This is a genomic window from Pseudomonas sp. LBUM1641 (assembly GCF_059716235.1).
The window spans coordinates 4,020,134-4,044,988 of the sequence record NZ_CP166815.1 but is presented as its reverse complement, the minus strand read 5'-3'; the positions used below and the strand labels follow the sequence as shown (position 1 = coordinate 4,044,988).

The following is a 24,855-nucleotide window of genomic DNA, read 5'->3' as shown; positions in this document are numbered from 1 at the left end:
TAACCCTCATTAGCCTCATTGCGCTATAAACTGTGACACACATTTATTCGTAGTAAGGAGCATCAGCACATGCAACTGGGGATTATTGGACTAGGCCGCATGGGTGGCAACATTGCGCGACGCCTGATGCTCAATGGGCATACCACCGTGGTTTACGACCGCAATGAAGCATTCGTAAAAGGTCTGGCAGGCGAGGGCGCCACGGGCGTTGCCGACCTGGCGGGCCTGGTGGCCGGGCTGCAGAAGCCCCGGGCGATCTGGGTGATGCTGCCGGCAGGCGACCCGACCGAAAACACCATTGAAGAATTGAGCCATCTGCTGGAAGACGGTGATGTGATCATCGACGGCGGCAACACCTTCTATAAGGATGACATCCGCCGGGCCAAGGCCCTGTCGGAAAAAGGCCTGCACTATGTCGACGTTGGCACCTCCGGCGGCGTCTGGGGCCTGGAGCGCGGCTACTGCATGATGATCGGCGGCGACGCCGAGACCGTTAAGCTTCTGGACCCGATCTTTGAAAGCCTGGCGCCGGGCATCGGCAACATCCCGCGCACCAAGGACCGTTCTGCTGCAGCTGACAGCCGTGCCGAGCGTGGCTATATCCACGCGGGGCCTGCCGGCTCGGGGCACTTCGTCAAGATGATCCACAACGGCATCGAGTACGGGATGATGCAGGCCTTCGCTGAAGGTTTCGACATCCTCAAGACCAAGAATTCGGAAAACCTGCCGGAAGACCAGCGCTTCGATCTTAACGTCGCCGACATCGCCGAAGTCTGGCGTCGTGGCAGTGTGGTGTCGTCCTGGCTGCTGGACCTGACCGCCGACGCCCTGGCCACCGATCCGAAGCTCGACGGTTATTCCGGCTCGGTCGCTGACAGTGGCGAAGGCCGCTGGACCATCGAAGCCGCCATGGAGCAATCGGTACCGGTTCCGGTGCTGTCCAACTCGCTGTTTGCACGCTTCCGCTCCCGCCAGCAAAGCACCTACGGTGACAAAATGCTTTCTGCCATGCGCTTCGGCTTTGGCGGCCATGTGGAGACTCCCAAAAAATGACCGCCAACGGCAAGAAACCCAAGGCCGAACCCGCTCCGCCCACCACCCTGTTTCTGTTTGGTGCCCACGGTGACCTGGTCAAGCGTCTGCTGATGCCGGCGCTGTACAACCTCAGTCGCGATGGGCTGCTGGGCAATGGCTTGCGCATTGTGGGCGTTGATCACAACGCCATCAGCGACGCCGATTTCGCCAAGAAACTCGAGGATTTCATTCGCACCGAGGCTGCCAGCAAGGTCAAGGGCAAGGGTGATGACGCCCTGGATCCGCAATTGTGGGCCCAGTTGGCCAAGGGCATCAGCTACGTCGAGGGCGACTTCCTTGACGACGGCACCTACGCCGACATCGCCAAGAAGATCGCTGACAGTGGCACCGGTAACGCGGTGTTCTACCTCGCCACCGCGCCGCGTTTCTTTGCCGAAGTGGTGCAGCGCCTCGGCGCTGCCGGCCTGCTGGAAGAAACCCCGGAGGCGTTCCGCCGGGTGGTGATCGAAAAGCCTTTTGGCTCGGACCTCGCCACTGCCGAAGCGCTGAACGCCTGCCTGCTCAAAGTGATGAGCGAGAAGCAGATCTATCGCATCGACCATTACCTGGGCAAGGAAACCGTTCAGAACATCCTTATCAGCCGTTTTTCCAACGTGCTGTTCGAGGCGTTCTGGAACAACCACTACATCGACCACGTGCAAATCACCGCCGCCGAAACCGTCGGCGTGGAAACCCGTGGCAGCTTCTTCGAACACACCGGCACGCTGCGGGACATGGTGCCCAATCACCTGTTCCAGCTGCTGGCGATGATCGCCATGGAACCGCCAGCCGCCTTTGGCGCCGATGCGGTGCGGGGCGAGAAGGCCAAGGTGATCGGGGCCATACGGCCCTGGTCGCTGGAAGACGCTCGGGCCAACTCGGTGCGCGGCCAGTACACCGCCGGTGAAGTCGCCGGCAAGCAACTACCGGGCTACCGCGAAGAGGCTAACGTTGCGCCAGACAGCAGCACCGAGACCTTCGTCGCCCTCAAGGTGATGATCGACAACTGGCGCTGGGTGGGTGTGCCGTTTTACCTGCGCACCGGCAAGCGCATGAGCATCCGCGACACCGAGATCATCATCTGCTTCAAGCCGGCGCCATACGCGCAGTTCCGTGATACCGAGGTCGATGAACTCAAGCCGACGTACCTGAAGATCCAGATCCAGCCGAACGAAGGCATGTGGTTCGACCTGCTGGCGAAAAAGCCCGGGCCGACCCTCGACATGGCCAATGTGGAGCTGGGCTTTGCCTACAAGGACTTCTTCGAGATGCAGCCGTCGACGGGTTACGAAACCTTGATCTACGACTGCATGACCGGCGACCAGACCTTGTTCCAGCGCGCCGACAACATCGAAAACGGCTGGCGTGCAGTGCAGTCATTCCTCGATGCGTGGAAGCAGGATGACGGCATCCAGGCCTACAAGGCAGGCGAAGATGGTCCGGCGGCAGCCGATGCACTCTTAGCCCGCGATGGCCGTACCTGGCACAGCCTCGGATGAGCGACTTGCCGAGTCAACCCATCCGCTTTGTGTTGAGTGATATGGACGGCACGTTGCTGCATCCGGATCACAGCCTCAGTCAACGCACCATTGATACGGTTCGCGCCTTGCGCGCGGCCGGGGTGTTTTTCAGCCTGGCCAGCGGGCGACCACCCAAGGCCATGATGCAGCAGGTCGAAGCACTCGGTATTGACATACCGATTGCCGGCTTCAACGGCGGCACGCTGGTCAATCCCGACGGCAGTATTCTGGTGGCGCATCACTTGCCGGCAGAAGCGGCGTTGGTGGCGTTGGCATTGTTTACGCCGCAGCCAGACGTGGAAGTCTGGCTGTTTGCCGACGGTGACTGGCTGCGCCGCGATCCTGGCGGGCCGATGGCGGTCCGCGAGGAACATGGCCTGGGTTATGGGGCAATCGTCGTGGAGAGCTTCGAGCCGTTCCTGGATCGGGTCGACAAGATTGTCGCGGCCAGTACCAATACCCAACTGTTGATCGAGCTGGAAGCGCAGTTGCAGCCGAGGGTCGAGGGTTTGGCTCAGGTGTCCCGCTCGCAGCCAGTGTTCCTGGATGTGACCGCCATGAAGGCCAACAAGGGCGAAGCCTTGAAGACCCTGGCTGCGCACCTGGGTGTGCCACTGGAACAGACAGCCGCCATCGGCGATGGCGGCAACGACCCGGCGATGTTTCACGTGGCAGGGTTGTCGATTGCCATGGGCCAGGCCGAAGAAGTGGTCAAGCGCCAGGCCAGCGTCGTGACCGGCAGTAATGTCGACGACGGTGCGGCGGAAGCCATTGAGCGATTTATTCTCTCGGCCGATTGATTGGCAACCACACTAATAAGTAGTCAGCTATGCAAAGTTGCAACTTGCATCGCTGACTACCTACTAGTGTTATTGCTGGCCAATATATTGCGCCGTCAAACGGCACACTTTCTGGTGCCGCCTCACGCGAGTTTCAGTTACTTGGGCATTGCCCAGGATTGCAACTGATAGCCATCTTTATCGAGTTCAGCGCGGGCCTGCAACAGCAAGTTCTCGAGCTGTGCCGGGTCGGAATAAGTGCTGGAAGACAGCTGCTTGCTACCGATACGGGTATTGGTGCGGTCGATGACGCTCAGGCTCAAGGCGCCGTTGCCATCGTGCCAGGCCACACATTGAAAGGGCTGGAAAGCACGGTCTGCGATCAAAAGAGCTTCGTTGATGCGGAGCGGGGCGTTCATGGGGTCTTCTCTCTAAATGCCCATTCAAGTGAAGCCGTTGGTTGGGCGTGCCTAACGACTGGTTACTTGTACTGATGCACGATCACCGGGTGCAGGTCACATGTTAGAAGAAGATTTTTTAACTTTCCCTGATTAAAATCATGTAAGGGGCTATGTTGAAAGCCTCATGAAAGTTACGCCGCGACAATTGACCGCACTCGACTGGTGGAAAAGGACAGGTTTGTGCGCGGCTTATAACGAATGGGTACAAAGGCCGCGTCAAAATCTTGCTAGTGTTGCCAGCAGGCTTTCCAAATAACTGTTTTTAAATAACTTTAACGATTTTGACGCCAAGGAATAGTCATGATTGTTGCACCTGCTCCGCGCCGTCTGCTTGTGGTCGATCCCTGTGATGACTGCCACGGGCTATTACCGGGTTTGCGTACGGCGGGGTGGGACGTGGACAGCTGTGCCCTCGAGTCGGTGGGTGAGCGCTCCTGCGATGTGGGATTGCTGCGCCTGCAGCCGTTTCATCTGGAGCGGCCCGAAGCGGTCAAGGAGCTGATCAGCCGTAGCGGCACCGAGTGGATTGCCGTGCTAAACCAAGAAGTGCTGCGCCTGCAGAATGTCGGCGATTTTGTCTGCGAGTGGTTCTTTGACTTCCATACCTTGCCGTTCGATGTGTCCCGGGTGCAGGTCACCCTCGGCCGTGCCTTTGGCATGGCGCGCCTGCGGGGCAAGGGCAACAACGCGCCTGCCGGCCAGCCTGAACATGAGTTGCTGGGCGACAGCCGCCCCATTCGCGAACTGCGCAAACTGCTGGCCAAACTGGCGCCGACGGAATCCCCGGTGCTGATTCGTGGCGACAGCGGCACCGGCAAGGAGCTGGTCGCCCGCACCCTGCATCGCCAATCCCAGCGCCACGCCAAGCCGTTTGTAGCGATCAATTGCGGGGCGATCCCTGAACACCTGATCCAGTCCGAATTGTTTGGGCATGAGAAGGGCGCCTTCACCGGCGCCCACCAGCGCAAGATCGGGCGGATCGAGGCGGCGCATGGCGGTACGTTGTTTCTCGATGAAATCGGCGATTTGCCCATGGAGCTGCAAGCCAACCTGCTGCGTTTTCTCCAGGAAAAACAGATCGAGCGCGTCGGCGGCAGCCAGCCGATTCCGGTGGACGTGCGCGTATTGGCGGCCACCCACGTCGACCTGGAAGCCGCGGTTGCAAAGGGCACCTTCCGGGAAGACTTGTACTACCGGCTCAACGTCCTGCAAGTGGTGACCGCGCCGTTGCGCGAGCGTCATGGTGACGTGGCGATGCTGGCCAACCATTTTTCACACTTCTACAGCCAGGAAACCGGCCGGCGCCCACGCAGCTTCAGTGAAGACGCGTTGGTGGCCATGGGCGAGCACGGCTGGCCGGGCAATGTGCGGGAGTTGGCCAACCGCGTGCGGCGTGGGCTGGTACTGGCTGAGGGGCGGCAAATCGAAGCCGTTGATCTGGGATTGCAAAGCCAGCAGGCAATCGCGCTGCCGATGGCTACACTGGAGGATTACAAGCACCGTGCCGAACGTCAGGCGCTGTGCGATGTGCTCAACCGGCACAGCGACAACCTGAGTGTCGCGGCCCGTGTGCTGGGAGTTTCCCGGCCGACGTTCTACCGGTTGCTGCACAAACACCAGATCCGCTAGGGCGGGTAAACCGAAAAGCCCCGCAACGACCCTTATCGTTGCGGGGCTTTTCCTTGTCTGTAGGGGCGAGCTTGTTCGCGAAATTCGTGAACGATAACGCGGGGTTTATGGTTCCCCGCGTGGCTCTCAGGTTTTTCGCGAGCAAGCTCGCTCCTACAGTGTTCTGTTTAGAAGTAGTACGGGAATTTCAGGCTGAAGGTAAAGTCCGGCGCATCATCCGTCATACCGATGGCCAGGTTCGGCACGATCGTCAGGTTGTCGGTTGCCGCGATCGTCATGCCGACGTTGAAGTAGCCGGCGTTGGCGTCGCTGGAAACCACCGATTGCCAGTCGCCGCCATCGGGCTTTAGCTTGCTCTTGCGCTGGATCAAGTCGGAGACTGAAAACGACATACTCATCTTCTCGTTGAGCGCAAAGGCCACGCCAACGCCGATCTGGAAACTGTCTCCCAGGCGCACTTTGCCGCCGACTTTTTCATTGACTGTGGAACTGATGTCGTCAAATGAGTCTTCGAAGTTGTGGGTGTAGGACAGCGACCCAAACAGCACCGCTGGGTCGAAAGTCTTGACCAGCGAGATGCCCGGCGTAATCGACCAGACGCCGTTGCCGGTGGGCAGGTTTTCCGGCACGAAAAGGTTGGTGTTGTTAGGTGAACGTACCAACTTGATGCCAAACGGTTCTTTACCGGTAGGCGCCTTGACGCGCAGCGACACCACGGCATCCGGAAGGCTGGCCGTTTCGTCGAGGAATTTGTAGGCCACGCCAAAGTTGACGTCGCCAATTGTCGGGTCACGACTGACCGACTCCTCTGACGTCGCCGTACCGGAGCCGCCATTGGCACCACCGGACTGATAAGTCGATTCACGATAAACCACCGGTACGTTGACATCGAATTGCCAGCGGTTGTCGAGGTTGTAGCGTCCCGTTAAGTCCAGCGTCCAGTTGTCGGCCTTGATCCGGTCCAGGTTGATATTGCCCAGGAAGATCGAGTCCAGCGCCAGAAAACCGTTGAGGGTTAACTGACGGGCATCGTAACGAGCATAGGTAACACCGGTTTCAAAACTGAATTTTCCATCGCCGAAGAAGCCGCTCGCCTCGTTGTACAGGTTGCTCACACTCTGTGCCGGGGCCGAGTCGTCCTTGAGCGACTGCCCGTAGGATGCGCCGCCGCCTGCACCGCCCGAGGCGGCAGCTGCACCGACGCCGGGCGTGTTACCGGCCACCGTGGTGCCGCCTTTCTGGAAGTCTGCCGGGGATTTGGCCAGGCGTTTGGGAGGTGGGGCCGCCGGCTGGTCTTCAACCTGGCGCACCCGTTGTTCCAGCACCGCCAGTGCTTTTTGCTGAACTTCGTAGCGTTGCTTGAGTTCCAGCAGTTCCTTTTTCAATGTGTCGATGTCGGTGTCCGGCGCGGCATACAACATGGATGCGGGCAGGAGCGTGCTCAAGCAAATTACGGCACGTAACGATAGCGATCGATGCATGAAATAAGCCGTCCCTTTCTAATGCGCAAGTGTCGAGGCACAGCGTAGTTCAATAACCAAGGGTGCGTAGGCCTTTGAGTTGGTCCAGGTTGCAGTTCAGTGCACCATTGTTCAAACCGTTGCTGCCCATGACCACGTTCAGCTGGGTCATGTTGTTAACGAAATTGCTGTTGCCCTGCAAAACAGTGCCCTGTAGCACATTGCCGCCGCCGATTTGCTGCACGGTATTCCCTTGGTTGTGATTGGCTTGGATAGCCATTTGCAGGCCGCCATTGGTGGCTGAGACGCTGACGTTGCCAGCCCCACTGGTCCCCGTGACGGTACCGCCGGCCACCAGCACTTGCCCTGACTGCACAAGATTGGCCGGCGCCAGCCCATTTTCGTTGATGTTGATGCCGACGTTGTTGGTCGCCGTGTTGCCGTCGCCCGCAGCGCGCACGCTTTGAACCACGCCCTGGCCGGTGCCCAGTCCGGCGCCGCCAGTCACGGTGCCTGTGCCGGTGGTCTGACCGGTCCCGGTGCCCGTCCCGCCAGTGGTTTGTACATAGAATTGGGGGGTGATAGTGGATGAGTCGATCTGCATGCTGGCCTTGCCAGTGATCGAGTCGCCAACGGCGTTGGTCCAGGTGCTGCTCATCACGATGCCAAAGCTGATAATCCGCCCAGGCATCACATAGCGCCCGCGCAGTTCCGCCAATTCCGAATCCTTGACTTCAATCGGTTTAAATCCGGAGGAGGCATAAACAGGCATTGAGGCTACCAGGCACATGACCGTAAGCCAGCGGTAGGTGTTCATCTTTGGCTCCTGGAGCGTCCTGCTCCTTATTGCGCTTCTAGAAGAAGTCGCTCTGGATAAAACCGAAGTCCATCAGCTCTGCATCACCCACGGGCCTGAACTCATTCATTTTGTTTTTCGCCGTCAGGGGGGTGGGTGGGTCGAGCAGGATGTTGGTCTTGTCGTAGCCTTCACCGAGTACGGCGAAAACGATGCCGTTCCAGCCCTTGACGAAGTCGTCATGCGAATAGCGTTTATGCCCCAGCACCGGATCGCCGATATAGACCCAGTTCTTGTCGGCTCGCTGCATGACCACGAAGTGCTTGTAGCCGCGAATTTCCAGCAGTACCACGACGGGGATTTTCACGGTGACCAAGGTATCTGGCCCGATCTTGTAGCCTCGGGCACGCATGCCGATGCTTTCGAGGTAGCGCTTCATGTCCAGCATGGAGAAGCCTTGGGTACGTACCAAGTCCTGGTCAGCGTTGACCAGCATGCCTTTGATGATGTGTGCTTCGTCGACGTCCAGCCAATAGCCCTGACGCAGGATGGTTGCGAGTGCCGCAGCACCGCAGCTGAAATCGGTTTTCTGTTCCACCAGGTTGGCGAAGCGGCGCTCACGAATGCTCTCGACCTTTTTGAATATCACGCCACCGCCGGGCATGGCTGAAATTGCCATTTGCCCTGCCCAGGTCGGGCCGGTGAGCATTAACAAGAGGGTGAGCGTCACGAGGCGCATGATCGTCTGACCTGTTGGACACTGGAAATAGAAAAGGGCCTTGTCGCCAAGGCCCCGTTGCATCAGAAGCGAACGCCGCTGCCCGCTGCACATTGGGTGCAACCGCTGCCCAGTGTGAGGGTGTTGCTTTGTTGGTTGCCGGAACCTGCGGACACGTTGAGCCCGATGTTGCCGGAACCATAGTTGCCAGAGTTGTTCAGGCTGGCGTTGTTGCTGACATAGGTAGACTGGCCACCATAGCCATGGGTAGACGCGGCTGCGTTGAGGAAGTGGTTGTCCAACGATTGTTGCTCGGTGTTGGAAGCAGCGGCCACGTTGTTGCCGTCGGCAGTCACGATAGCCAGGTTGTTTTTCTGTTGGTTGCCTTGACCGGCTGCAACGTTGACACCGGTGTTACCCGAGCTGTTGTTGGCCGAGTTGTTCAGAGACGCGTTGTTTTGCGTGCCTTTGTTGTCGAACTTGTTGCTCCGGCTTTCTTGATAGATGTCGGCGACGGCAAATACCGAAGCAGCATCATCGGCGCTGCTGGTGATTGCAGCAGCATTGTCCTGCTGGTTGCCCGAGCCCGAAGCGACGTTGGCGCCCAGGTTGCCGGAATGGCCGTTGAGCGAGCCAGTGGCTGAGGCGTTGTTAGTGGTTTTAGTGTCGTCGAATTTGTTGTCTTTGCTGACTTGGGTATCCGTCACGACGGCAGCCACGGTGCCGGTAGCCACTGGGGTTGGGTGCCAGCCGCCTGCTTGTGCAGCAACAGCCATGAGCGCAGTCAGAGCGAAAACCAGTGGTTTAAGAGCCATTGTAGGTTTCATGGTGTATCTCCTTGCTTCTAATTAGTTGGTTAAGTGTTGGTACGGTCTAACTAACAAACACTGATCAAGCTGTTACTTGATAGTGATAGCCAGGGTGTTAGCCACTCGGTTCCCCACCCCCGCACTCTGGTTCACCTGTACCACTCCTCGGCTGCCGGTGAAGGCCTGGTCGCTGGTAACGACCTGGCGGCTGCCAGTGGTGGGGGTGAGCCCTGAGTCTGTTAACAGCGTCGTGTTCTGCTGCGACAAAACGCTGTCATCGATGCTTTGCGGACCGGGATTGATACTGATCCGCACGGCATTGATCATCTGTGTATTGGCCCCGGCCGACTGGTTGACGCCCAGCACACCGTTGCCATTGCTGAAAGAGGAACCCTGGATCGCCGCGTTGGCGTTCAGGGAAGCATCGACCTTGCCATCGAGTTTCTGCACGAGTGAATCGTGGGCTTGTCCGCCGACGACGATGGCGCGACTGTTGATCTGCTGTTGCTGATTGCCGGCAGACTGGTTGACCGAGGCGACGCCGCTGTATTGCTGACCGCTGTTATTGATCGTTGCGTTGTTGTCGGCCATGGCCGATGTGCAACTCAGTGCGGCGATGATGAGCCAGGAGCGATTCATTACTGGCCCCCCATCATGCTGCCGATGTTGTTCAGCGGCGCCATGCCCCGCTGGATCGAACCATTGATCTGCCCGGCCATGCTGCTGCCACCACCGCCATGGCCGGCGGATGCGCCAGCTCCCAGGGTTGAAGTGCTTGCGCCCAGGCTGTTACTCAGGCCAGGAAGGTTGCCGCCGGGCATCATGGCGCGGGTGATACTGGAGCCGCTGCTGACCCCGGCGATGTCGAGGTCGCTGAGTTCGCCAGTCGTGGCGCTCAAAACTTGTTTGGAGGGGTTTGCATTGACAGTGCTGGGGTTGCGATCCGGGGCAAAGGAGGAGCGGCCAGCCATGTGGCCTTGTACGGTGCGACCAACCACGATGGTGCCGTCACCCGCGAGGGCCGAAAGACTCATGCTGGTGCTGAATACACAGCTGATCAGCAGTAGGCTCAGTGAGCCTGGATTGAGTGTTTTCACGGCAGCATTCCTTATTCTTTACGCTGACCCTAAACAGCGTTGTCAGGAAGAGAGCAGGAGCTGTGCCGCTTTTGAATTTATTAATAAATTCAAAGAGTTGGGAAGGATTAAAAAGAAAGGCAGGCGGGGTGTGTTTCAACGGTGAGACAACAGGCCTGAGTTCAACTCACTCGGCAGGTGTCTCAGGAGTGAAACACTGATCGCCATAAACCGGGCAGTCCGCAGCCGGCTGTCAGCTCAGCCGCTACAAGTGTTTCAAAAGTGGACAGTTCCAGGCAGAGAACGTCCGTGGAGCAGGGCATGCGCCCTGTCCCCAGGATCAGCCCTTAGGTGTTTTACGCGGAATCGAATTGAGTACGGGGTTGCCGTCCTGGTTCTGGGTCAGGTAGACCGGCAGGACCTTGGGCAGGGAGGGGACGAGGTTGGACACCTCGTTGATGTTGTAGATACCACCAATGCGGATCGCGCCGGTACCGGCGTCGGCCAGCATCACCGGTTTGCTCAGGTAGCGGTTGATCAACGGCAACGCGTCGGCCAGGGCCAGGTTGTCGAGGATCAGCTTGCCGTCGCGCCAGGCCAGGGCCGTGTCGCCCGGGGCAATTGGCTGGGCCAGGGGGCTGGCGTCGCCACGGTTGTAGCTGGCCTGCATCCCGGGTGACAGGCGCAGGCCGCTGTGGAGGTCGTCGCTGCTCACCAGTACCGAGCCTTGCAGCAGCATCACCCGCACATGGTCTTCGTACTTCCAGACGTTGAACTGAGTGCCGGTCACCCGAACCTGACCGTCGCCGGCGTGGACAATGAAGGGGTGTTGCGCGTCATGGCTAACGTTGAAAAACGCCTCGCCTTTTTTCAGGGTGACCCGGCGCTGGTCTTTGTAATGGCTGTAGACCAGCTCGGTACCCAGGTTCAGTTCAACCTGGCTGCCGTCATCGAGGGTGATCTGACGCAGGCTGCTCTCAGCTTCGTAATGTTTGTACGAGCTGGGCAGCCAGCCCGCTTCCCAGCCGGTAAAGGCCGCCAATGGCAAGGCCACAAGGCATATCGCCGCCGCTACCGCGTAGTTGCTCAAACGCTTGCGAGGCTGTAGCCGAACCAAGGCAGGCGTCGGTTCGCTGCGGGGCAAATGATCGGCAACGTCCCAGATCTCCAGCATTGCGGCATATTCAAAGGCATGCAGTGGATGTGCATCGTGCCACTGCTCGAACGCCTGACGCTCGGCCGTCGTGCAATCGCCGGCGTGCAGACGCATGCACCAGTGCGCAGCGGCATCGGTGATGGCGTCATATTCGGCTTCTGAAAGGGACTTATCTGTCATTAACTCATCCTGATTTCCCACATTCTAACCTCCACAGCAGGACGGCGAGAACAGCCATCATGGCGATTGCACATCAATTGGAACTAATTCTCGTCTGCAAGGCCCTAAAAATCAGGACAGCTAACATTCAATCCCTGTATGGAGTACGAAAATGCTTAAGAAAACCTTAGCCGCCATCGTTGCAACTTCGGCCCTGCTCAGTGCCGGAGCCGCCCTGGCGGACAAACCGGGCGCAGGCTGGATCACCATTGAAAAAGCCATCGAAACCGCCAAGACCAAGGCCGGTTATACCGAGATCTACAAGATCGAAGCCGATAACGATGGCTATTGGGAAGGTGAGGGGCGCAAGTCCGATGGCATCGTCTATGAGTTCCGCATCGACGGTGCCTCGGGCAACGTGTTGCGTGACCAGAAAGACTGAATGCGCTGGCTGGGTGCAGGCGTGTAGCCTGCACCCGTTTTTTACGGCGTGCCTTCGGCAATCGAGGGCACGGCGTCCAGTTGGCGCCCTAGTGTTGTGATCAGCAAGGTCAATGAGTCTGCGTTATCCATTTGTGTGTTGAAGCGCTGAGTCAGGTTGGTTTTGAAAATCCCCCGCGCATTGCTCAAGTCCACGCCGCCTGTGGTGGTGAGAATCTGCTGCTTGATGTAGTCATCTTCCGGTTCCGTTCCGATATCAGTGCCTGCGGCGCCGGACGGGCTTGTCGACTTGAATAATTGCCCCATGGGCGTGCTCACCGAGTAGCCATTTTCCTGCAGGTCTCGCAGTCGTTTTTGAAGATCGCGACCGGCTGGGGTTTCTACTTCGATCAGGTCGGCAAACGGTGATACCGAATTGAGATACGCGGCGTCGGCGGTATTGCTCACAATATGGGTCAGCTCGTGAATCAACGTGGTCGCGCGCGCGTGGGTTCTTTGATCGAAGTAGTTGATCAAGCGCCCTTCGAAATCGGCCGTCGGTGGGTTAAAGAAATTTTCCGTGAGGTAGATGCGCCGATCCGGATCGTCGTCGATGGTAAACGCCCAGTGCCGTTCGGGTTCGGCAAGGTGAACACCGGAGACGAAGCGCCGGGAGTTGAGTGAGTAGAGTGACGGCTCCAGCACCTCATCGAGGATTGCGGTGACGGTGTCCATGAGCTTTTGCGAAAGAGCTTCCGGAAAGGTAGGCGGGCCGGTGTCGGGGTTTATCGGGATACCAAAGAAGCGATTGATGAAGCGGTGGATTCGGGTCACGGGTGGGTATTTGTGATCGAGCAGTTTCAGGTTCTGCTGGCAGTTGTGCAGGTAAAAGGTTGCCAGGTCCAGTGCCTCGACGATCGCCTGGGCCCTGTGGGGCGCAACACGTCGAATCTCGGCCAGGCCTCGGGCTTCGACGTTCATCACCCGATCCACCTCTGACCTCACCCCCCGGCGTTCCATCATGGCGCTCCAACCCGGGCCGTGGCGGCGTACCGACGCACCAGGGTCCAGGACCCATTTGCGCTCGCTATCGAGGCGCACAAAAGGCCCCTTGGACCGTGCACTGAAAAGTCGCCAATGCCCCTCAGCCTGTTTGGCTCGGTAGACCTTGCCGGCATACGGTAGGTAGTGCCGATTATCGGTCGAGGTGTAGACGCCGGAGTTGCCGACCTTCAGGCTCTCCAGGCTGATGTCGCAGGCTTCGTACGCTTGCAGCCGGGTGCGGGCCTGGGCGGTGACATCGATGTCGTGCCAGGCGCTGGCTGTTTGCGTGAGCACGGGTTGTGTCGCGGTACTTGCCGTCGCAGGCTCATCCATCAACTCGCGCATTGAAGCCATTTGCGCCACACCGCCAATAAAGGTCTCCAGCGCGTCGCGCCAGCGGTGTTGCTGCAAGTCTTCGGCAGAGGTCTTGAACAGTTTGTAGCTTTGCCAGATCACCAGCGGCACCATCAGTTTGCCCGGCAACAACGCTTGCGCCTGTTGCAGGCCATGGGTAAACAACGCCTTGAGGGTGTCCCAGGCTGACCGGCCATTGGCTTGGGTTTGCTGTTCAAACAGGCTCGAAATCAATTCAATGTTGTCGCGGTACAACTGCTTGAGCGCGTGGCCCTTGATCGGATTGGACGCCAGCGTGATTTCGGAGGTTTTCCCAAACGTGCTGGTCCAGAGGTTTTTATACGTGGCTTGCTCAGCCGCTGGCAGGCGGCCGACCACCCAGTCCTGCAACGGTCCGGGCAGGTTGAGCTTGCGTATCAAATCCGCCTCATTTTCGAACTCCTGGAACGCCTGCTGCGGACCGTAGGGCGCGTACATCACCAGCGGCGCCTTTTCGATAGTGTTGAACACGTACACCCCAAGGGCCTTGATGGTGCGGGCGCCCGCGGTGGCGATCAACTCCAGGGGACGGAGAGTCGAGGTCGCATCCTTGACCGCTGCCCGGGCGATAGCATCCGGCATGTCGAGGACTTGTTCGATCAGGCTCAAGCCCGTGGGTGATAACAGTTCCTGCAGTTTCAGCGCGTGGGCGTTTTGCAGCAATTGCCAGGGCAATTGCCGAATAAAACGTTGCTCGCGTGCTTCGGCTCCCGGCTTGCCCGGCGTGAGTTTTTCGGCCAGGTAAGCCTTGTTGTCCTGCTTAAGGGGCAGGCGCGCGAGTATCTGGCGGACAATAGTGGGCGTCAGGCCAGTGGCCGTGGACTCCACATCAAACTCAGCGGCCTGCTGGCTGATGTGGTTGAGTGCGTAGTCCACCAGATTTTGCCGCTGGCCGGCCAACACCAGTTTGGGCAGGATGTAGACGTCTTGCGGGAGCACGTCATAGTCTTCCAACAGCTCCTCAAGCTTGCCCCTGAGGTACTGTGACAGCGGGACGAAACCGTCAAGGTAGTCCTTGTTGCCGTCCAGGTTATGGCGGTATTGCTCAAGTATTTCCACATGGCGCCGCTGTTGGCTGACCGCTGCCATCCCCAGCCAGGCCGGCAGTGATTGTTGCGCCATGAGGGTCTGGGCGATTTGCGAGGCGTGGTCCAGGTCGTTGGCCGGCAGCGCCTTTTCCAGTTCTTCGAGGCGTTTCAGCAACGCATCGCCTGACAGCTTCAGCGTCAGGCAGTGGGCCCGTTGTGCCTTGTAATGATCAATCCAGGACTGCTGGCGGTGTTGCGCGACCGCGCCGTTGATCTGCATGAAATGGCCGAGGGGGCAGGGCTGGTGCGGCTTGAGATAGCGCGGATCGAGATTGGCCAGCAGTTGCATGCGCAGGGCCGGGGCGGCCAGCCGGCGTTTCAGTTCCGTCTGCAATTGGCTCACATTGGCGAAACTCTCCAGGCCACGCGCCGGCGTCCATAACACTGCCCGGCCGGAGTGCGACGGGTCCAGCCCGCCGCGTTCGGTCAGCATCAGGCAGTGGGCGAGGGGCACCCTTTGCGTCAGGCCCAGGGGTTCGACGGTCAACGCATAGGCATCCGGGATGAATCCACCCAATCCCTGGCGCTGGCGGCGATCGGGGTGTTGAAGATCAAACACCGTTTGCACGATCGCCTCATCACGGGCGTCCAGGCTGTTGTTGAGGCGCCTGAGCCCGGCTTCGCCCCGGATCGCCACCGCCATGGCATGGGCCATCGGCGCCTTGAGCTGCTCCAGGTGTTCGCGAGGAATATCGGTGATGTTGTAGTTATGAAACTTGATCAGCGTGGCTTCAAGAATCGCGTTTGCTTGCGATATGTCCAGGACGGTCAGTTTTTTTGCAACACCACTGCCTGCGCCGTCGTAAAGACCATAGTCCGGGGTTTGCGGAATCGGCTCGCGCCCGTGGATCAGGCGCGCAAGAAAGTAACTGCGCAGGCTTTGGCTTTCCAGGGGCGCAGTGGCTGGTTTGGCGCTTGCGGTGCCGGTGTATCGATTGATGTAGATCCTCCCAGGATCCCGACCCGCCAAACCCCTGCGGCTGAACTCTGAGATGAGTGCCTGATTGACGGTGTTTTCCAAGGTGGGTTGCGCCCGTATCTGGGCGGCCAGCGTGTCCCGGATACCGAGCAACTGCTTTTGCAGCAGAGAGGCCCGTTCGGCAGCCAGTGAGACCGGGCGGGTCGGGTCGGCCAGTACCGAGTGCGGCGTCCAGCGTCCCGCTGTATCCAGGCCCGGCAGGTGGCTGTCGACCATGCAGCGCACATCCAGCGCGTGGTCGACCAGGGCCGAGGGCTCTATGCCGGCGCGGGTGCGTCGGTACAGATCGAGGGCGTAGCGAAGGTTCTGTTGTTGCTTGCCAATGATGGCTTCGAACAGATGCTCAAACAGATTGCCGGCGATGGGTTTGCCGGAAAACTGCGGCACCTTGAAACCGATAAACAACGCCCGCTCCTCAAGTGACATCAGGTTGTACAGGTCGTCTTCATACCCTGGCGCCTTGACCATCGCCCTTAGGGCTTCCATCAGGTCGTCATAGCTCCCGAGGACTTGCAAGCCCTTGTCCGGGGTATAGAGAAAGGTCTGCGAATTGCCGATCATCAAGGTGCTGGCCAGCTCGACGACGTTGGTCGAATGTTCCCAGACCAGTACCTTCTCAAAGCGCAGTACGTGGCTGTTACGCAGAGCCTCTTTACCTTCGGACTCGTAAAGCACAGCCAATGCCTGGCCTTGCTCGGGGCTGATGATGGATTGCTGGCGCTTGAGCAGCAAATCCAGGCGTGCATTGGCGGCCATGGCCTGGGCGAACCAGGCCCGGCGAGAAACACCCGGCGAAACCTCGGTGTTCCAGAATGTCTCCAGTGCACTGTGCAGGAACGGGATCAGTTGGCCGGCCGCTTGCTTGATCGCACTTTCCCAGCGTTGCGTATCGCGGGCCTTGCGTTCTGGGTCCTTGGCGTCGGCGGGTTGCTTGGGATGGAAGAACTCCCGGGTTTGCCCCGCAGGCCAGGCCTGCTCACGGTAGAACAACAGCACCGCGTCATTGAGTTGCAACGAGTCGAGCCAACGAGGCAGCGCATCACCGGCAGGTTGCCTGGCAAAAAAGCTGACATGTGCTTGGCCGGCGTCGAGCCCTGGAAACAGCGGGCGGCAGATGCTTTCGAGCAGCTTTGAAAGCAGGGAACCCAATGCCGGGAGCTGTTTCAACTCAGCCAGCAATGCCTGGCGATTTTTACCCTGATAGTGCCTCAGGGTATTTTCCTGCTCACCAAACACGTCATCGACCATGAACTCCGGCGTCAGCACCAGGCTATCGTCGAGTACCTGCGAGGCCTGCTGCATCAAGGGCAGGAAGCACAGGAGTTGCGTGGCGTCAGCCGGCTTTTTCAAACGCTCTTTCAGTGCTGTGAGTACGAGGGCCGGGCTGTCGAATTTCTCCAGGCCGCCGTACGGGGTGTAGAGCCAGGCATGGGGGTAGGCGCTGGTTGAACTCATCATGAAACTGCCCGCCAGTTCGACTGCGTCGGCGGCACCTTTATTCAGCCAGATGCGCTGTGCAATCATCGGCGGCGACTGTTGGCGACGGCCAGCATCGCTGGCAAAAAACACCTTGCCGAGGAACTCGATGTCCTTGCTGTCGATGTTCAACTGACGTTCGCGGTCCAACGCCCTCCAGCCCACGCGCATGGCTTCGGGGAAAAAATAGGGAGTCTGGCTCATCACTGCGATCCTTGGGGAAGTACGACACGGGAGGCTATCCAGTCTCGGCGGCCCCAAGGGCTAGATATGTCTGGCGCTCCCTGTCGACAGCCATGGGGCAAACCCTGTCTAATCGACGGACCGATTCTTGTACGCTGTTGCCCATTCCAATAATTAAACGGGAGCTTCAGATGTCTGCATCGCCTTTGGATGTCGAGTCTTCATCAGAGCGACTCAGTTTTGCGCAATTGACCGACCTGCTGCGCCAGGTATTCGTGCGCCATGGCACCTCGGCCGAAGTGGCCCAAGTGCTGGCCGAGAACTGCGCCAGCGCCGAGCGCGACGGCGCCCACAGCCACGGTGTATTCCGTATTCCCGGTTACGTCTCGACGCTGGCCAGTGGCTGGGTCAACGGCAAGGCTGTGCCGGTGGTCGAGGACGTGGCCAGCGGGTTTGTGCGGGTGGATGCCGGTAATGGCTTCGCCCAGCCCGCGCTGCAAGCCGCCCGCCCATTGTTGGTGGAGAAGGCCCGCAGTGCCGGGATTGCCTTGCTGGCGATCCATAACTCCCATCACTTCGCGGCGCTTTGGCCGGACGTCGAGCCCTTCGCCGAAGAGGGCCTGGTGGCCTTGAGCGTGGTCAATAGCATGACCTGTGTGGTGCCCCACGGCGCCGACCGCCCGCTGTTCGGCACCAACCCCATTGCCTTCGCCGCGCCCCGCGCCGATGGCCTGCCAATCGTGTTTGACCTGGCCACCAGCGCCATCGCCCACGGCGACGTACAGATTGCCGCGCGCAAGGGCGAGCGCCTGCCACCCGGCATGGGCGTGGACAGCCTCGGCCAGCCGACCCAGGACCCCAAGGCGATCCTTGAAGGCGGCGCGCTGTTGCCGTTTGGCGGGCACAAGGGCTCGGCCCTGTCGATGATGGTCGAATTGCTGGCCGCGGCCCTTACCGGTGGCAATTTCTCGTTTGAGTTCAACTGGTCCGATCACCCCGGCGCCCGCACGCCATGGACCGGCCAACTGCTGATTCTGATCGACCCGAGCAAGACCGCCGGGCAGAGCTTCGCCGAGCGCAGCCAGGAACTGGTGCGACAGATGCATGCGGCAGGGTTGCGGCGTTTGCCGGGAGACCGGCGTCATCGCACACGGGCGAAGTCGCTGGCAGGCGGGATTGAGATCGAAACGGCAGAATTGAGCCGGTTGCGGGTGTTGGCACAGGCGTGAAGCGAGCTGCGCCCGGGGAGGGCGCAGCCGTTACATCAGATCAGTTGCGGCGGCCCAGCAACAGGCCGACCACCAGGCCAAACCCGGCGGAAATCGCCACGGTCTGCCACGGATGGCCACCGATATAGGTTTCAGTGGCATCCACCACCGGCTTGCTGCGCTCGCGCACGTTGGACACCGAGTCCAGGGCTTGCTTGAGCTTGATAGCGACCTGCTCACGCAGGGTTTCACCTTCTTCCCCTACCAGTGACGCGCTGCTTTTGAGCAACTTGTCCGATTCTTCGATCAGCGCGGTCAACTCACTGAAGGCTTGATCCTTGATTTGTTCTTCGACGGCTTGTGCGGCAGATTTGCGGGCCATTGGGTTAACTCCTTGCGGGTGAATGTGGCAATGAATGCGCTTGATGAAGAATGGAGTGTTTGAAGCTGGCAAAAGTTGCAGGTTTTTTTCCTACGGTCAGCTTAGGTGAAATCCAGGCCAGGAAATTTCGACCTACAGTGTAAGATGTCACCTATTTGTGCAGCAGGTAATTCAACATGAGCTTCAATCTGGCCAACAAGCCCCTTGCCGAGCGCGCCGCGCTGGAAGATGAAAAGTCCCGTCTCTACGACCTGTGGCAAAGCAACCTGGGCAAAGCCAAGGGCGAGGCCGCCCGCCTGTTTGGCGAGCGCGCCAAGCGCAAGGGCAAATGGGCCGAATGGGTGCGTGCGGAACTGGACGGCATGTCACCGCCGGAGTTTTCCAACATGGTGCGCAGTGAAGTCAATCGCCTGATGGCGGCGAAGTAAAACAAGCCTCGATCGCTTCGCGCACCTTGAGCAGCAACGGATCCCGTTGTGCCTGGGTGCGCCAGCCCAGTTCCACCGGGTAACGCGGCAACGCCAGCGGGCAGGGCAGCACCTTCAGCCCGGTCATCTGCGCGATGGGCTGGGCTGCGTGTCCGGGAATCGTTGCCACCGCCTGGCTGCCCTTGAGCAAGAACGGCAGCGCTGCGAAGTGTGTGGTTGAGGCGCCTACGTGCCGGCTCAGCCCCTGCGCGGCCAGACCCTCGTCGGTAATCCCGATAAACCCGCCAGACGACACCAGCAGATGTTCTCGCCTGACGAACTCGTCGAGGTCGATGCTCTGTTGCCCCGTCGCCAGGCTGGCGGGGTCCACCAGGCACGCATAATGGCCTTCCCCCAATACCTGCCGGCTCAACCGGCGCTCGGCAAACCCGCCGGCAGTGATCGCCAGGTCCAGGCTGCGATCGAGCAGGGCACCGGCAACGATCTGGCTGTGGGTCTGGCGGAAAATCAGTCGCAGCTTCGGCGCCCGCCGGGCAATCTCTTCAATCAGTCGGCGGCCGTAGGCGATTTCGAAATCATCCGATAACCCCAGCACCACCGAACGGCCCTGATACTCGCTGCCCTGCGGGTCGACCATCGCCAGGCTTTGGCGGCAACGATCCAACGCTTCGCTGATCACCGGTTTCAACTGGTTGGCGCGCAAGGTCGGCGCCAGGCCACGACCGGTACGCACGAACAATTGATCGCCATATACATCCCGCAGGCGGCGCAGTGCGGCACTGATCGCCGACTGCGTGACGCCAAGGCGCAGGGCGGCCCGGCTGGCGCTGGATTCGTCGTGCAGGGCCTCGAAGGTTTTCAGCAGGTTGAGATCGACGTTGGCGATATTCATCTGGCTCATATCGGTTAGCAGCCCACACCGACGAAAATGCTGGACTATCAGTGTTGAACTTTGTAGGTGCAATGTGGGTGCATAGATATAAGAAGCGGGCGAATGTAAGATAATTAGTTATAAAAAAGAGATGTTTTGTCCGCTTTCTTGATGCGGAAAGTTCAGTGCAGAGAAAGTCTTGCGACAGAAAAAATGTAATATTAGTCGCTGCGACATCAAGTGTGGACTTTTTATCGGCGGTGGCTCTGAATGTGTAAGTTATTGATTTGATTGAGTGTAGTAGGGTTTTGGGATGTAAATGTAATCAGGTAAATAGATTTATTCTTTTAGACGTGTGGGTTTGAAAGATAAAGCTCATTGCCTGGACTGCGAGTTGTCTGATAGCGTGGTTTGAGATGTGCGTAAGGATGCCCCCATATAAGAGGATAAAGGCAGCCCTTGCTTCCGAAGAATTAGTTTCTTAGGGGTAAGGTATGCCTTTTTTTTCGCCGCACCGTTTCTTTGGAACCGCAAGAGATAGCAGATCAAGTCGATGCTGCTTGTTAGTTGAACTGTTATTTACCCCTATCTTATTTTTTACAGTAAACACTCGTCCGCCCATTTTTCTTAGGTTGTTCGGGGTCAAAATCAATTCTGAAGTATTTGAACTGATCAGGTCGCGCCAACCATTCTCGAATTACTTAGTGCTGCTTTGCGTTTACTTTCGCCGCCTACAATCATGTAAATATATTTTAAATAAAAGACAGATACACAATGAGTATCTCTCCTTATTAGGAGGATATTGCTATGCTGGGTGAGAGTTTAGGATTTCTTGAGAACGAGCCGTTCAAAAATATATTACGACCAAAGGGTGGGCATCTGTTTCGCGTTTACAGCATTATGAATAGACGCCCGATTGAGTTTTTTTATAGGACGCAGTTAATAGAGTGGGTTCGTCTAGAATTTGAGTCAGCGTTGGTAAGTTTTGTTCCCGTAAATAAAGTTTTCAAAACGACTGAAGGGCGCCTATTTGTTGCATTCAAGCTGGTATATCTGAATTCCGAAATTTTGGTATATATCGCTGAGCTGGGTATGGATAAGGTTGAACAGGCATTCGGACAATGTTGTGCTGCAATTGGAATGTCGAGTAAGCGTCTTGGAGAAAAAGTAGCTGCTGACGAAAGCTTTGAAGTGTGGAATCGCTTTAAGATTTTAGCATTTATTTCTCGTTGGAAGGATGATATTACTGCTCAGAATATCAAAAAATTTACACTCGGTCTGCGGAGTTGCTCTTCATGCGCTCTCAGTAGTTTTGATCATGTCGAGGGATTCAGCGATGGTAAGGGGCTTGCGTTCGCATTGGAAATGGTTCGAATTGGTAGATTTAAACTGCCCTCAATGCACGAGCGATTGATCAATAGAAATACTGTAGTTGTATGTTCTTCGAAAGGAGACAAGTAATGAGCGACTCTAAACAGCGATTTTCTAAGTCTAGGCTGCTACAGCAAGGTATAAAGTTTGAAGATTGGCAGCTACCTGACTTGCGTATGTTCTCAGAAGATCTTAAACAGAAAATTGGAAATCGAGTATTCGCTTTGAAAGCATTCCTGCTAAAGGGTGCGAGCTGTGAAGAAATACAAAATAGGTATGGCGTGGCGAAATCTTCTTTATATCTTATGATAGAGCGCGCGTGTCAGCCCGATCAGGACGGGGAGTATATAGGTTATCGAGCCGCTATTTTACAGTTTCGAGTAAAGCCCAATGAATGTCGCATTGGATTAACGAATGAACAACATCAAGAGAGAATGAACGGCGAAGCCGGTATTTTCTCGCATTTGCTGCGCTGTTATCCTGAACTTGACAGTTTGATGTGCCGTTACGCAAGTCTGTACAAAGCTCGGAAAGAGGGGGGCGCAAAAAGGCTTGTAGATTTTCATGCTGGTTTTTTGAAAAAGTGTGAAGAGCTTGGTATCTATGATCCTCAATATCCCTTCACAAGCGACGACAGGGCTCTACGAAGTTTTAGCAGACACTTACACGATAAAGCGACAGAAATAGCTCAAAAAAAACGTGCCCAAGATAGGCGTGTCGAAGATCTTGCCATTCTTCCTCCTATCGAACCGCTCCAAGAAATAGAGGTCGATGGACATAATATTGACCTGCGCTTGACTGTAAAAGAAGTTGATACTTTTGGTTTGGCGTGTTTGTCGGAAATTCTAACGTTGTGGGTGATTTTGGTTATAGATGTATTTACTCGATGTGTACTGGGTTACAGCTTGGCACTAGGCAAGAATTACGATCAGACGGATTTACTAACTGCTATATATAATTCTCTAGCGCCTCATAAAAAACCTCCCTCTGTTGTGCCAGGGCTTGCTTATAAAGTGCAAGGTGGATTTCCAAGTGATAAAAATTCTGAACTGGCTTGGTCCTGTGGGTTGATTTATAAGCTGGATAATGCGATGTCGCATAAGGCTAAAGACGTAGAGGCTAAACTCCGTGAAGTTGTGTGCTGCATCGATGACTTTGGCCCACCTCATCGACCAAACGAGCGGGCCATTGTAGAAACGTTTTTCCGTTATTTAGTGGACAATTTTTCGCATCGGATAGTAGGCACAACCGGCGCGCGTCCAAATGATGAAATTATCAAGCGTTTGGCGCCGAAAGGTGGAGATTTGTCTCTACTCTTAACTACGGGGGAATTGCATCACGCTTTAGATGTGGTGATATCTGATTACAATGGCAGGCCGCACACGGGAATTACTCCTCACAGCCCCCTTGAGCTTTTTTTACGTTCGGTTGTAGAGTTTGATCTGATCTTTCCTAAGTTGCTGCCCGAAAATCGTGATATTCGTAAGTTTACATGTAGGACCGCTATAGTTACTGTTCACCAGGATGGGCCGCAAAGTGCGTTTATAAACTTTAAAGGCGCCAGATATAGAAATTTACCCGTCCTGAGTTTTTCAGTTGATGGTGAAGTAATGATTGAATGGGACCCAATGAACATATCGTACCTTCGGGTTTATGACTTGAAGGGAGGCTATTTAGGTGAAATTTTCCCGCCGAGTCTTTGGAGTACTCCTCATAGTGAGAAATTACGACTTAGACTTCAGCGTAGTCTAAAAAGTGGTCAGATCGCGTATCGAGAGGGTGACTCAATACCCGATTTATTACATTCATTGCAAGCTTCGGAAGGATGGAAAGATCGCGAAGTAACAACTTATAATCTCAAACATCTAGGAGGAGAGATCTTACCTAAAAACACCGAGCAGCCGGTTAAGTCTATTGCTAGACCAGCTGAGAGATTAACGGTGGGGTACATATTAAAGGGTGATAAAAAGTGAGTGCTTTAAACGGTTCTGTTATAAGGCCGAAGGCGATTGAAGATCACCCGTTGTGCTCATGTAATTATCTCGTACCTACAGATTCGATTTCCTTGGTTTGGGAATATTTAGATAAGACACTGCGTAGGCGCTCAGGTGGTTTTATCATATGGGGAAACTGGCGCATAGGTAAATCGTCGGCAATTCGGTATTTGCGGAATGTAGCTCAAACTAAATACAAGGGTCTATTTACCGCGACGCTGGATGGCGAAACGAAACTATATATTTCGGAGCGAGATTTTTATGCAGATCTATGCAAAGAGCTAGGGGTTAGTACAGGTGGATCCTCTGGCGAATGTAAAAGACGTGCGGTGGATGTAATGATTTCGATGGGGGAGCGCAACACAAAACGCTTATTTCTCTTATTTATAGACGAGCCTCAAAAATGGACGGATCTACAGCTGAATTGGGTTTGTGAAATATATGATAAATTAGATCGGCACAATGTCCGGTTAATCTCTGTGATGGTCGGTCAGAGTACACTCGTTGCGTTCAGGCAAAATTACATTGACCGAGGGAATGGGGTACTTATTGACCGCCTAATGAGAGAAGCCATCGAATTCCATGGTATCCGAGATCCTGATGAACTCAAGGTCGTACTAAGCGGGTATGACGACATCATAGAGTCTGACCCCGCGTGGCCATTTACTCGCTTTTTCTTTCCGCAAGCTTACTTAGCTGGCTTTCGTCTTGTAGAGGCGACTGAAGTGATATGGAGTTCATTTGTCAGCGCTATTGACTCCAACGATAAACTTTTAGAGCGCTGGATCCCAATGAAGCATCTCACTTTGTTGGTTGAGATGATGTACGAAGAACACTGCTTTAAAGATGCGCCCGATTTCAAAATTGATAAAGAATTTGTTGATTTCTTGATCAGTGAAGTAGGTTTTTCAGTATATCTGGAGACCCTCTCCAGTCCGTCGAGGCGGGATTATGTGCGCTAATGGTCCTCAGCGGTCAATAAATATCGGCTTTTCAAATCTTTTGGCTGAACTAAGTTATTCATCAGGTGGAGCTGTCGATCGATATGAGTCTATCTATGCGGTACTGTCACGATTTGCCATAGTGAACACGTTGCCAAAGCAGAAATTGATGGATTTGTTTAAGGCGAAAGCTCTGGCTAGATATGGTTTGGCTAGAGGATTGAGTAATGTGGGTTTGTTCGATCTTGAGCAGATTAAGCGTTTAACGCGTGTGAGTGATTTGCAGCTGAATGAAATGTTTTTGTCATGGCGTCCTGGATTGAGGGTGCCTGTTTCCTGTATGTATCTTCGATACTGCTCAATCTGCGCCAGCGTACACAGGCATTACACAGTATTTCAAAATGAATTGATTGGTAGGTGTCCATTCCACTTCATTCCAC

At 56.4% G+C, this 24,855-nt stretch carries 21 protein-coding genes and 1 pseudogene; 11 read left to right on the top strand and 11 right to left on the bottom strand.

Annotated elements, in window-relative coordinates; genetic code table 11:
* The first annotated feature begins 45 nt into the window (after positions 1-45).
* The 3 genes from gnd to ACA046_RS18555 are packed head-to-tail and all read left to right on the top strand — an operon-like array spanning position 46 to position 3,394.
* Entirely contained in the window at positions 46-1,053 is a 1,008-nt protein-coding gene (gene gnd / locus ACA046_RS18565) for a phosphogluconate dehydrogenase (NAD(+)-dependent, decarboxylating) (protein ID WP_497677111.1), read from the top strand.
* Positions 1,050-2,573 (top strand): glucose-6-phosphate dehydrogenase, encoded by a 1,524-nt coding sequence (zwf, locus tag ACA046_RS18560; RefSeq protein WP_497674650.1) that lies wholly within the window; start codon positions 1,050-1,052, stop codon positions 2,571-2,573. Before gnd ends, zwf begins: the two co-directional genes overlap by 4 nt.
* Positions 2,570-3,394 (top strand): HAD family hydrolase, encoded by an 825-nt coding sequence (locus ACA046_RS18555; protein WP_497674649.1) that lies wholly within the window; start codon positions 2,570-2,572, stop codon positions 3,392-3,394. Before zwf ends, ACA046_RS18555 begins: the two co-directional genes overlap by 4 nt.
* 137 nt (positions 3,395-3,531) lie before the next feature.
* Here ACA046_RS18555 and ACA046_RS18550 read toward each other — a convergent pair whose 3' ends face one another.
* Positions 3,532-3,792 carry a DUF1652 domain-containing protein gene (locus tag ACA046_RS18550; RefSeq protein WP_010172941.1) on the bottom strand — a complete coding sequence of 87 codons (261 nt, stop codon included), beginning with the start codon at positions 3,790-3,792 and terminating at the stop codon, positions 3,532-3,534.
* Positions 3,793-4,134: 342 nt separating this feature from the next.
* On the opposite strand from ACA046_RS18550, the gene ACA046_RS18545 reads away from it, so the two are divergent.
* Positions 4,135-5,463 carry a sigma-54 dependent transcriptional regulator gene (locus ACA046_RS18545; protein ID WP_076014841.1) on the top strand — a complete coding sequence of 443 codons (1,329 nt, stop codon included), beginning with the start codon at positions 4,135-4,137 and terminating at the stop codon, positions 5,461-5,463.
* Between the two features lie 71 nt (positions 5,464-5,534).
* Positions 5,535-5,633 (top strand): annotated as a pseudogene (locus ACA046_RS18540) (outer membrane lipoprotein carrier protein LolA); the annotation flags it as partial.
* Here the strand turns inward: ACA046_RS18540 and fapF are convergent.
* The 7 genes from fapF to ACA046_RS18505 all read right to left on the bottom strand — a co-directional run bounded on the left by fapF (position 5,631) and on the right by ACA046_RS18505 (position 11,658).
* Complete coding sequence (fapF, locus tag ACA046_RS18535) at positions 5,631-6,944, bottom strand: fibril amyloid transporter FapF (RefSeq protein ID WP_459021432.1); 1,314 nt, start codon at positions 6,942-6,944, stop codon at positions 5,631-5,633. The pseudogene ACA046_RS18540 and the gene fapF overlap by 3 nt on opposite strands.
* Before the next feature lie 49 nt (positions 6,945-6,993).
* Positions 6,994-7,740: a fibril amyloid subunit FapE gene (gene fapE, locus ACA046_RS18530; RefSeq protein ID WP_497674648.1), complete on the bottom strand. Its 747-nt coding sequence runs from the start codon at positions 7,738-7,740 to the stop codon at positions 6,994-6,996.
* Between the two features lie 37 nt (positions 7,741-7,777).
* Complete coding sequence (fapD, locus tag ACA046_RS18525; protein ID WP_076014838.1) at positions 7,778-8,458, bottom strand: fibril amyloid maturation endopeptidase FapD; 681 nt, start codon at positions 8,456-8,458, stop codon at positions 7,778-7,780.
* A gap of 62 nt (positions 8,459-8,520) precedes the next feature.
* Positions 8,521-9,264: an amyloid-like fimbrin subunit FapC gene (gene fapC / locus ACA046_RS18520; RefSeq protein ID WP_497674647.1), complete on the bottom strand. Its 744-nt coding sequence runs from the start codon at positions 9,262-9,264 to the stop codon at positions 8,521-8,523.
* Positions 9,265-9,336: 72 nt separating this feature from the next.
* A complete protein-coding gene (gene fapB, locus ACA046_RS18515) occupies positions 9,337-9,885 on the bottom strand; it encodes a fibril amyloid subunit FapB (RefSeq protein WP_258345297.1) in 549 nt (182 codons plus the stop codon).
* Complete coding sequence (gene fapA, locus ACA046_RS18510; protein ID WP_076014835.1) at positions 9,885-10,343, bottom strand: fibril amyloid chaperone protein FapA; 459 nt, start codon at positions 10,341-10,343, stop codon at positions 9,885-9,887. Before fapA ends, fapB begins: the two co-directional genes overlap by 1 nt.
* Before the next feature lie 319 nt (positions 10,344-10,662).
* Positions 10,663-11,658, bottom strand: coding sequence for a FecR family protein (locus tag ACA046_RS18505; RefSeq protein WP_497674646.1), 996 nt, complete (start codon positions 11,656-11,658; stop codon positions 10,663-10,665).
* 151 nt (positions 11,659-11,809) lie between these two features.
* Between ACA046_RS18505 and ACA046_RS18500 the strand changes: the two genes are divergently transcribed.
* Positions 11,810-12,079, top strand: a complete 270-nt coding sequence (locus ACA046_RS18500) for a PepSY domain-containing protein (RefSeq protein ID WP_459021422.1) — start codon at positions 11,810-11,812, stop codon at positions 12,077-12,079.
* A 41-nt stretch (positions 12,080-12,120) separates the two neighbouring features.
* Here the strand turns inward: ACA046_RS18500 and ACA046_RS18495 are convergent, their stop codons facing one another.
* Positions 12,121-17,241 carry a dermonecrotic toxin domain-containing protein gene (locus ACA046_RS18495; RefSeq protein ID WP_497674645.1) on the bottom strand — a complete coding sequence of 1,707 codons (5,121 nt, stop codon included), beginning with the start codon at positions 17,239-17,241 and terminating at the stop codon, positions 12,121-12,123.
* Positions 17,242-17,411: 170 nt separating this feature from the next.
* Between ACA046_RS18495 and ACA046_RS18490 the strand changes: the two genes are divergently transcribed.
* Positions 17,412-18,449 (top strand): Ldh family oxidoreductase, encoded by a 1,038-nt coding sequence (locus ACA046_RS18490; RefSeq protein WP_497674644.1) that lies wholly within the window; start codon positions 17,412-17,414, stop codon positions 18,447-18,449.
* Between the two features lie 40 nt (positions 18,450-18,489).
* Here ACA046_RS18490 and ACA046_RS18485 read toward each other — a convergent pair whose 3' ends face one another.
* Positions 18,490-18,810: an ElaB/YgaM/YqjD family protein gene (locus tag ACA046_RS18485; RefSeq protein ID WP_010172915.1), complete on the bottom strand. Its 321-nt coding sequence runs from the start codon at positions 18,808-18,810 to the stop codon at positions 18,490-18,492.
* 176 nt (positions 18,811-18,986) lie between these two features.
* Between ACA046_RS18485 and ACA046_RS18480 the strand changes: the two genes are divergently transcribed.
* Positions 18,987-19,238 carry a hypothetical protein gene (locus tag ACA046_RS18480; RefSeq protein ID WP_003217960.1) on the top strand — a complete coding sequence of 84 codons (252 nt, stop codon included), beginning with the start codon at positions 18,987-18,989 and terminating at the stop codon, positions 19,236-19,238.
* On the opposite strand, the gene ACA046_RS18475 is transcribed toward ACA046_RS18480, so the two are convergent.
* On the bottom strand, positions 19,213-20,130 hold the full coding sequence (locus ACA046_RS18475; protein ID WP_497677110.1) for a LysR family transcriptional regulator: 918 nt from the start codon (positions 20,128-20,130) through the stop codon (positions 19,213-19,215). The genes ACA046_RS18480 and ACA046_RS18475 overlap by 26 nt on opposite strands.
* 786 nt (positions 20,131-20,916) lie before the next feature.
* Between ACA046_RS18475 and ACA046_RS18470 the strand changes: the two genes are divergently transcribed.
* Genes ACA046_RS18470 through ACA046_RS18460 form a run of 3 tightly spaced genes read left to right on the top strand, consistent with a single transcriptional unit; the run spans position 20,917 to position 24,436 of the window.
* A complete protein-coding gene (locus ACA046_RS18470) occupies positions 20,917-21,570 on the top strand; it encodes a hypothetical protein (protein ID WP_497674643.1) in 654 nt (217 codons plus the stop codon).
* A complete protein-coding gene (locus ACA046_RS18465) occupies positions 21,570-23,453 on the top strand; it encodes a Mu transposase C-terminal domain-containing protein (RefSeq protein WP_497674642.1) in 1,884 nt (627 codons plus the stop codon). Before ACA046_RS18470 ends, ACA046_RS18465 begins: the two co-directional genes overlap by 1 nt.
* Entirely contained in the window at positions 23,450-24,436 is a 987-nt protein-coding gene (locus ACA046_RS18460; protein ID WP_497674641.1) for an AAA family ATPase, read from the top strand. The genes ACA046_RS18465 and ACA046_RS18460 overlap by 4 nt, the downstream gene beginning before the upstream one ends.
* Positions 24,437-24,855 lie beyond the last annotated feature (419 nt).

Excerpts from the sequence above, each read along its gene's own strand:
- fapE (WP_497674648.1), bottom strand. The coding sequence starts at position 7,740 with ATGAACACCTACCGCTGGCTTACGGTCATGTGCCTGGTAGCCTCAATG.
- fapF (WP_459021432.1), bottom strand. The coding sequence starts at position 6,944 with ATGCATCGATCGCTATCGTTACGTGCCGTAATTTGCTTGAGCACGCTC.
- fapB (WP_258345297.1), bottom strand. The coding sequence starts at position 9,885 with ATGAATCGCTCCTGGCTCATCATCGCCGCACTGAGTTGCACATCGGCC.
- ACA046_RS18485 (WP_010172915.1), bottom strand. The coding sequence starts at position 18,810 with ATGGCCCGCAAATCTGCCGCACAAGCCGTCGAAGAACAAATCAAGGAT.
- ACA046_RS18470 (WP_497674643.1), top strand. The coding sequence starts at position 20,917 with ATGCTGGGTGAGAGTTTAGGATTTCTTGAGAACGAGCCGTTCAAAAAT.
- ACA046_RS18505 (WP_497674646.1), bottom strand. The coding sequence starts at position 11,658 with ATGACAGATAAGTCCCTTTCAGAAGCCGAATATGACGCCATCACCGAT.
- ACA046_RS18480 (WP_003217960.1), top strand. The coding sequence starts at position 18,987 with ATGAGCTTCAATCTGGCCAACAAGCCCCTTGCCGAGCGCGCCGCGCTG.
- ACA046_RS18490 (WP_497674644.1), top strand. The coding sequence starts at position 17,412 with ATGTCTGCATCGCCTTTGGATGTCGAGTCTTCATCAGAGCGACTCAGT.
- ACA046_RS18555 (WP_497674649.1), top strand. The coding sequence starts at position 2,570 with ATGAGCGACTTGCCGAGTCAACCCATCCGCTTTGTGTTGAGTGATATG.
- fapC (WP_497674647.1), bottom strand. The coding sequence starts at position 9,264 with ATGAAACCTACAATGGCTCTTAAACCACTGGTTTTCGCTCTGACTGCG.
- ACA046_RS18550 (WP_010172941.1), bottom strand. The coding sequence starts at position 3,792 with ATGAACGCCCCGCTCCGCATCAACGAAGCTCTTTTGATCGCAGACCGT.
- ACA046_RS18495 (WP_497674645.1), bottom strand. The coding sequence starts at position 17,241 with ATGAGCCAGACTCCCTATTTTTTCCCCGAAGCCATGCGCGTGGGCTGG.
- zwf (WP_497674650.1), top strand. The coding sequence starts at position 1,050 with ATGACCGCCAACGGCAAGAAACCCAAGGCCGAACCCGCTCCGCCCACC.
- ACA046_RS18500 (WP_459021422.1), top strand. The coding sequence starts at position 11,810 with ATGCTTAAGAAAACCTTAGCCGCCATCGTTGCAACTTCGGCCCTGCTC.
- ACA046_RS18465 (WP_497674642.1), top strand. The coding sequence starts at position 21,570 with ATGAGCGACTCTAAACAGCGATTTTCTAAGTCTAGGCTGCTACAGCAA.
- fapD (WP_076014838.1), bottom strand. The coding sequence starts at position 8,458 with ATGCGCCTCGTGACGCTCACCCTCTTGTTAATGCTCACCGGCCCGACC.
- ACA046_RS18545 (WP_076014841.1), top strand. The coding sequence starts at position 4,135 with ATGATTGTTGCACCTGCTCCGCGCCGTCTGCTTGTGGTCGATCCCTGT.
- ACA046_RS18475 (WP_497677110.1), bottom strand. The coding sequence starts at position 20,130 with ATGAATATCGCCAACGTCGATCTCAACCTGCTGAAAACCTTCGAGGCC.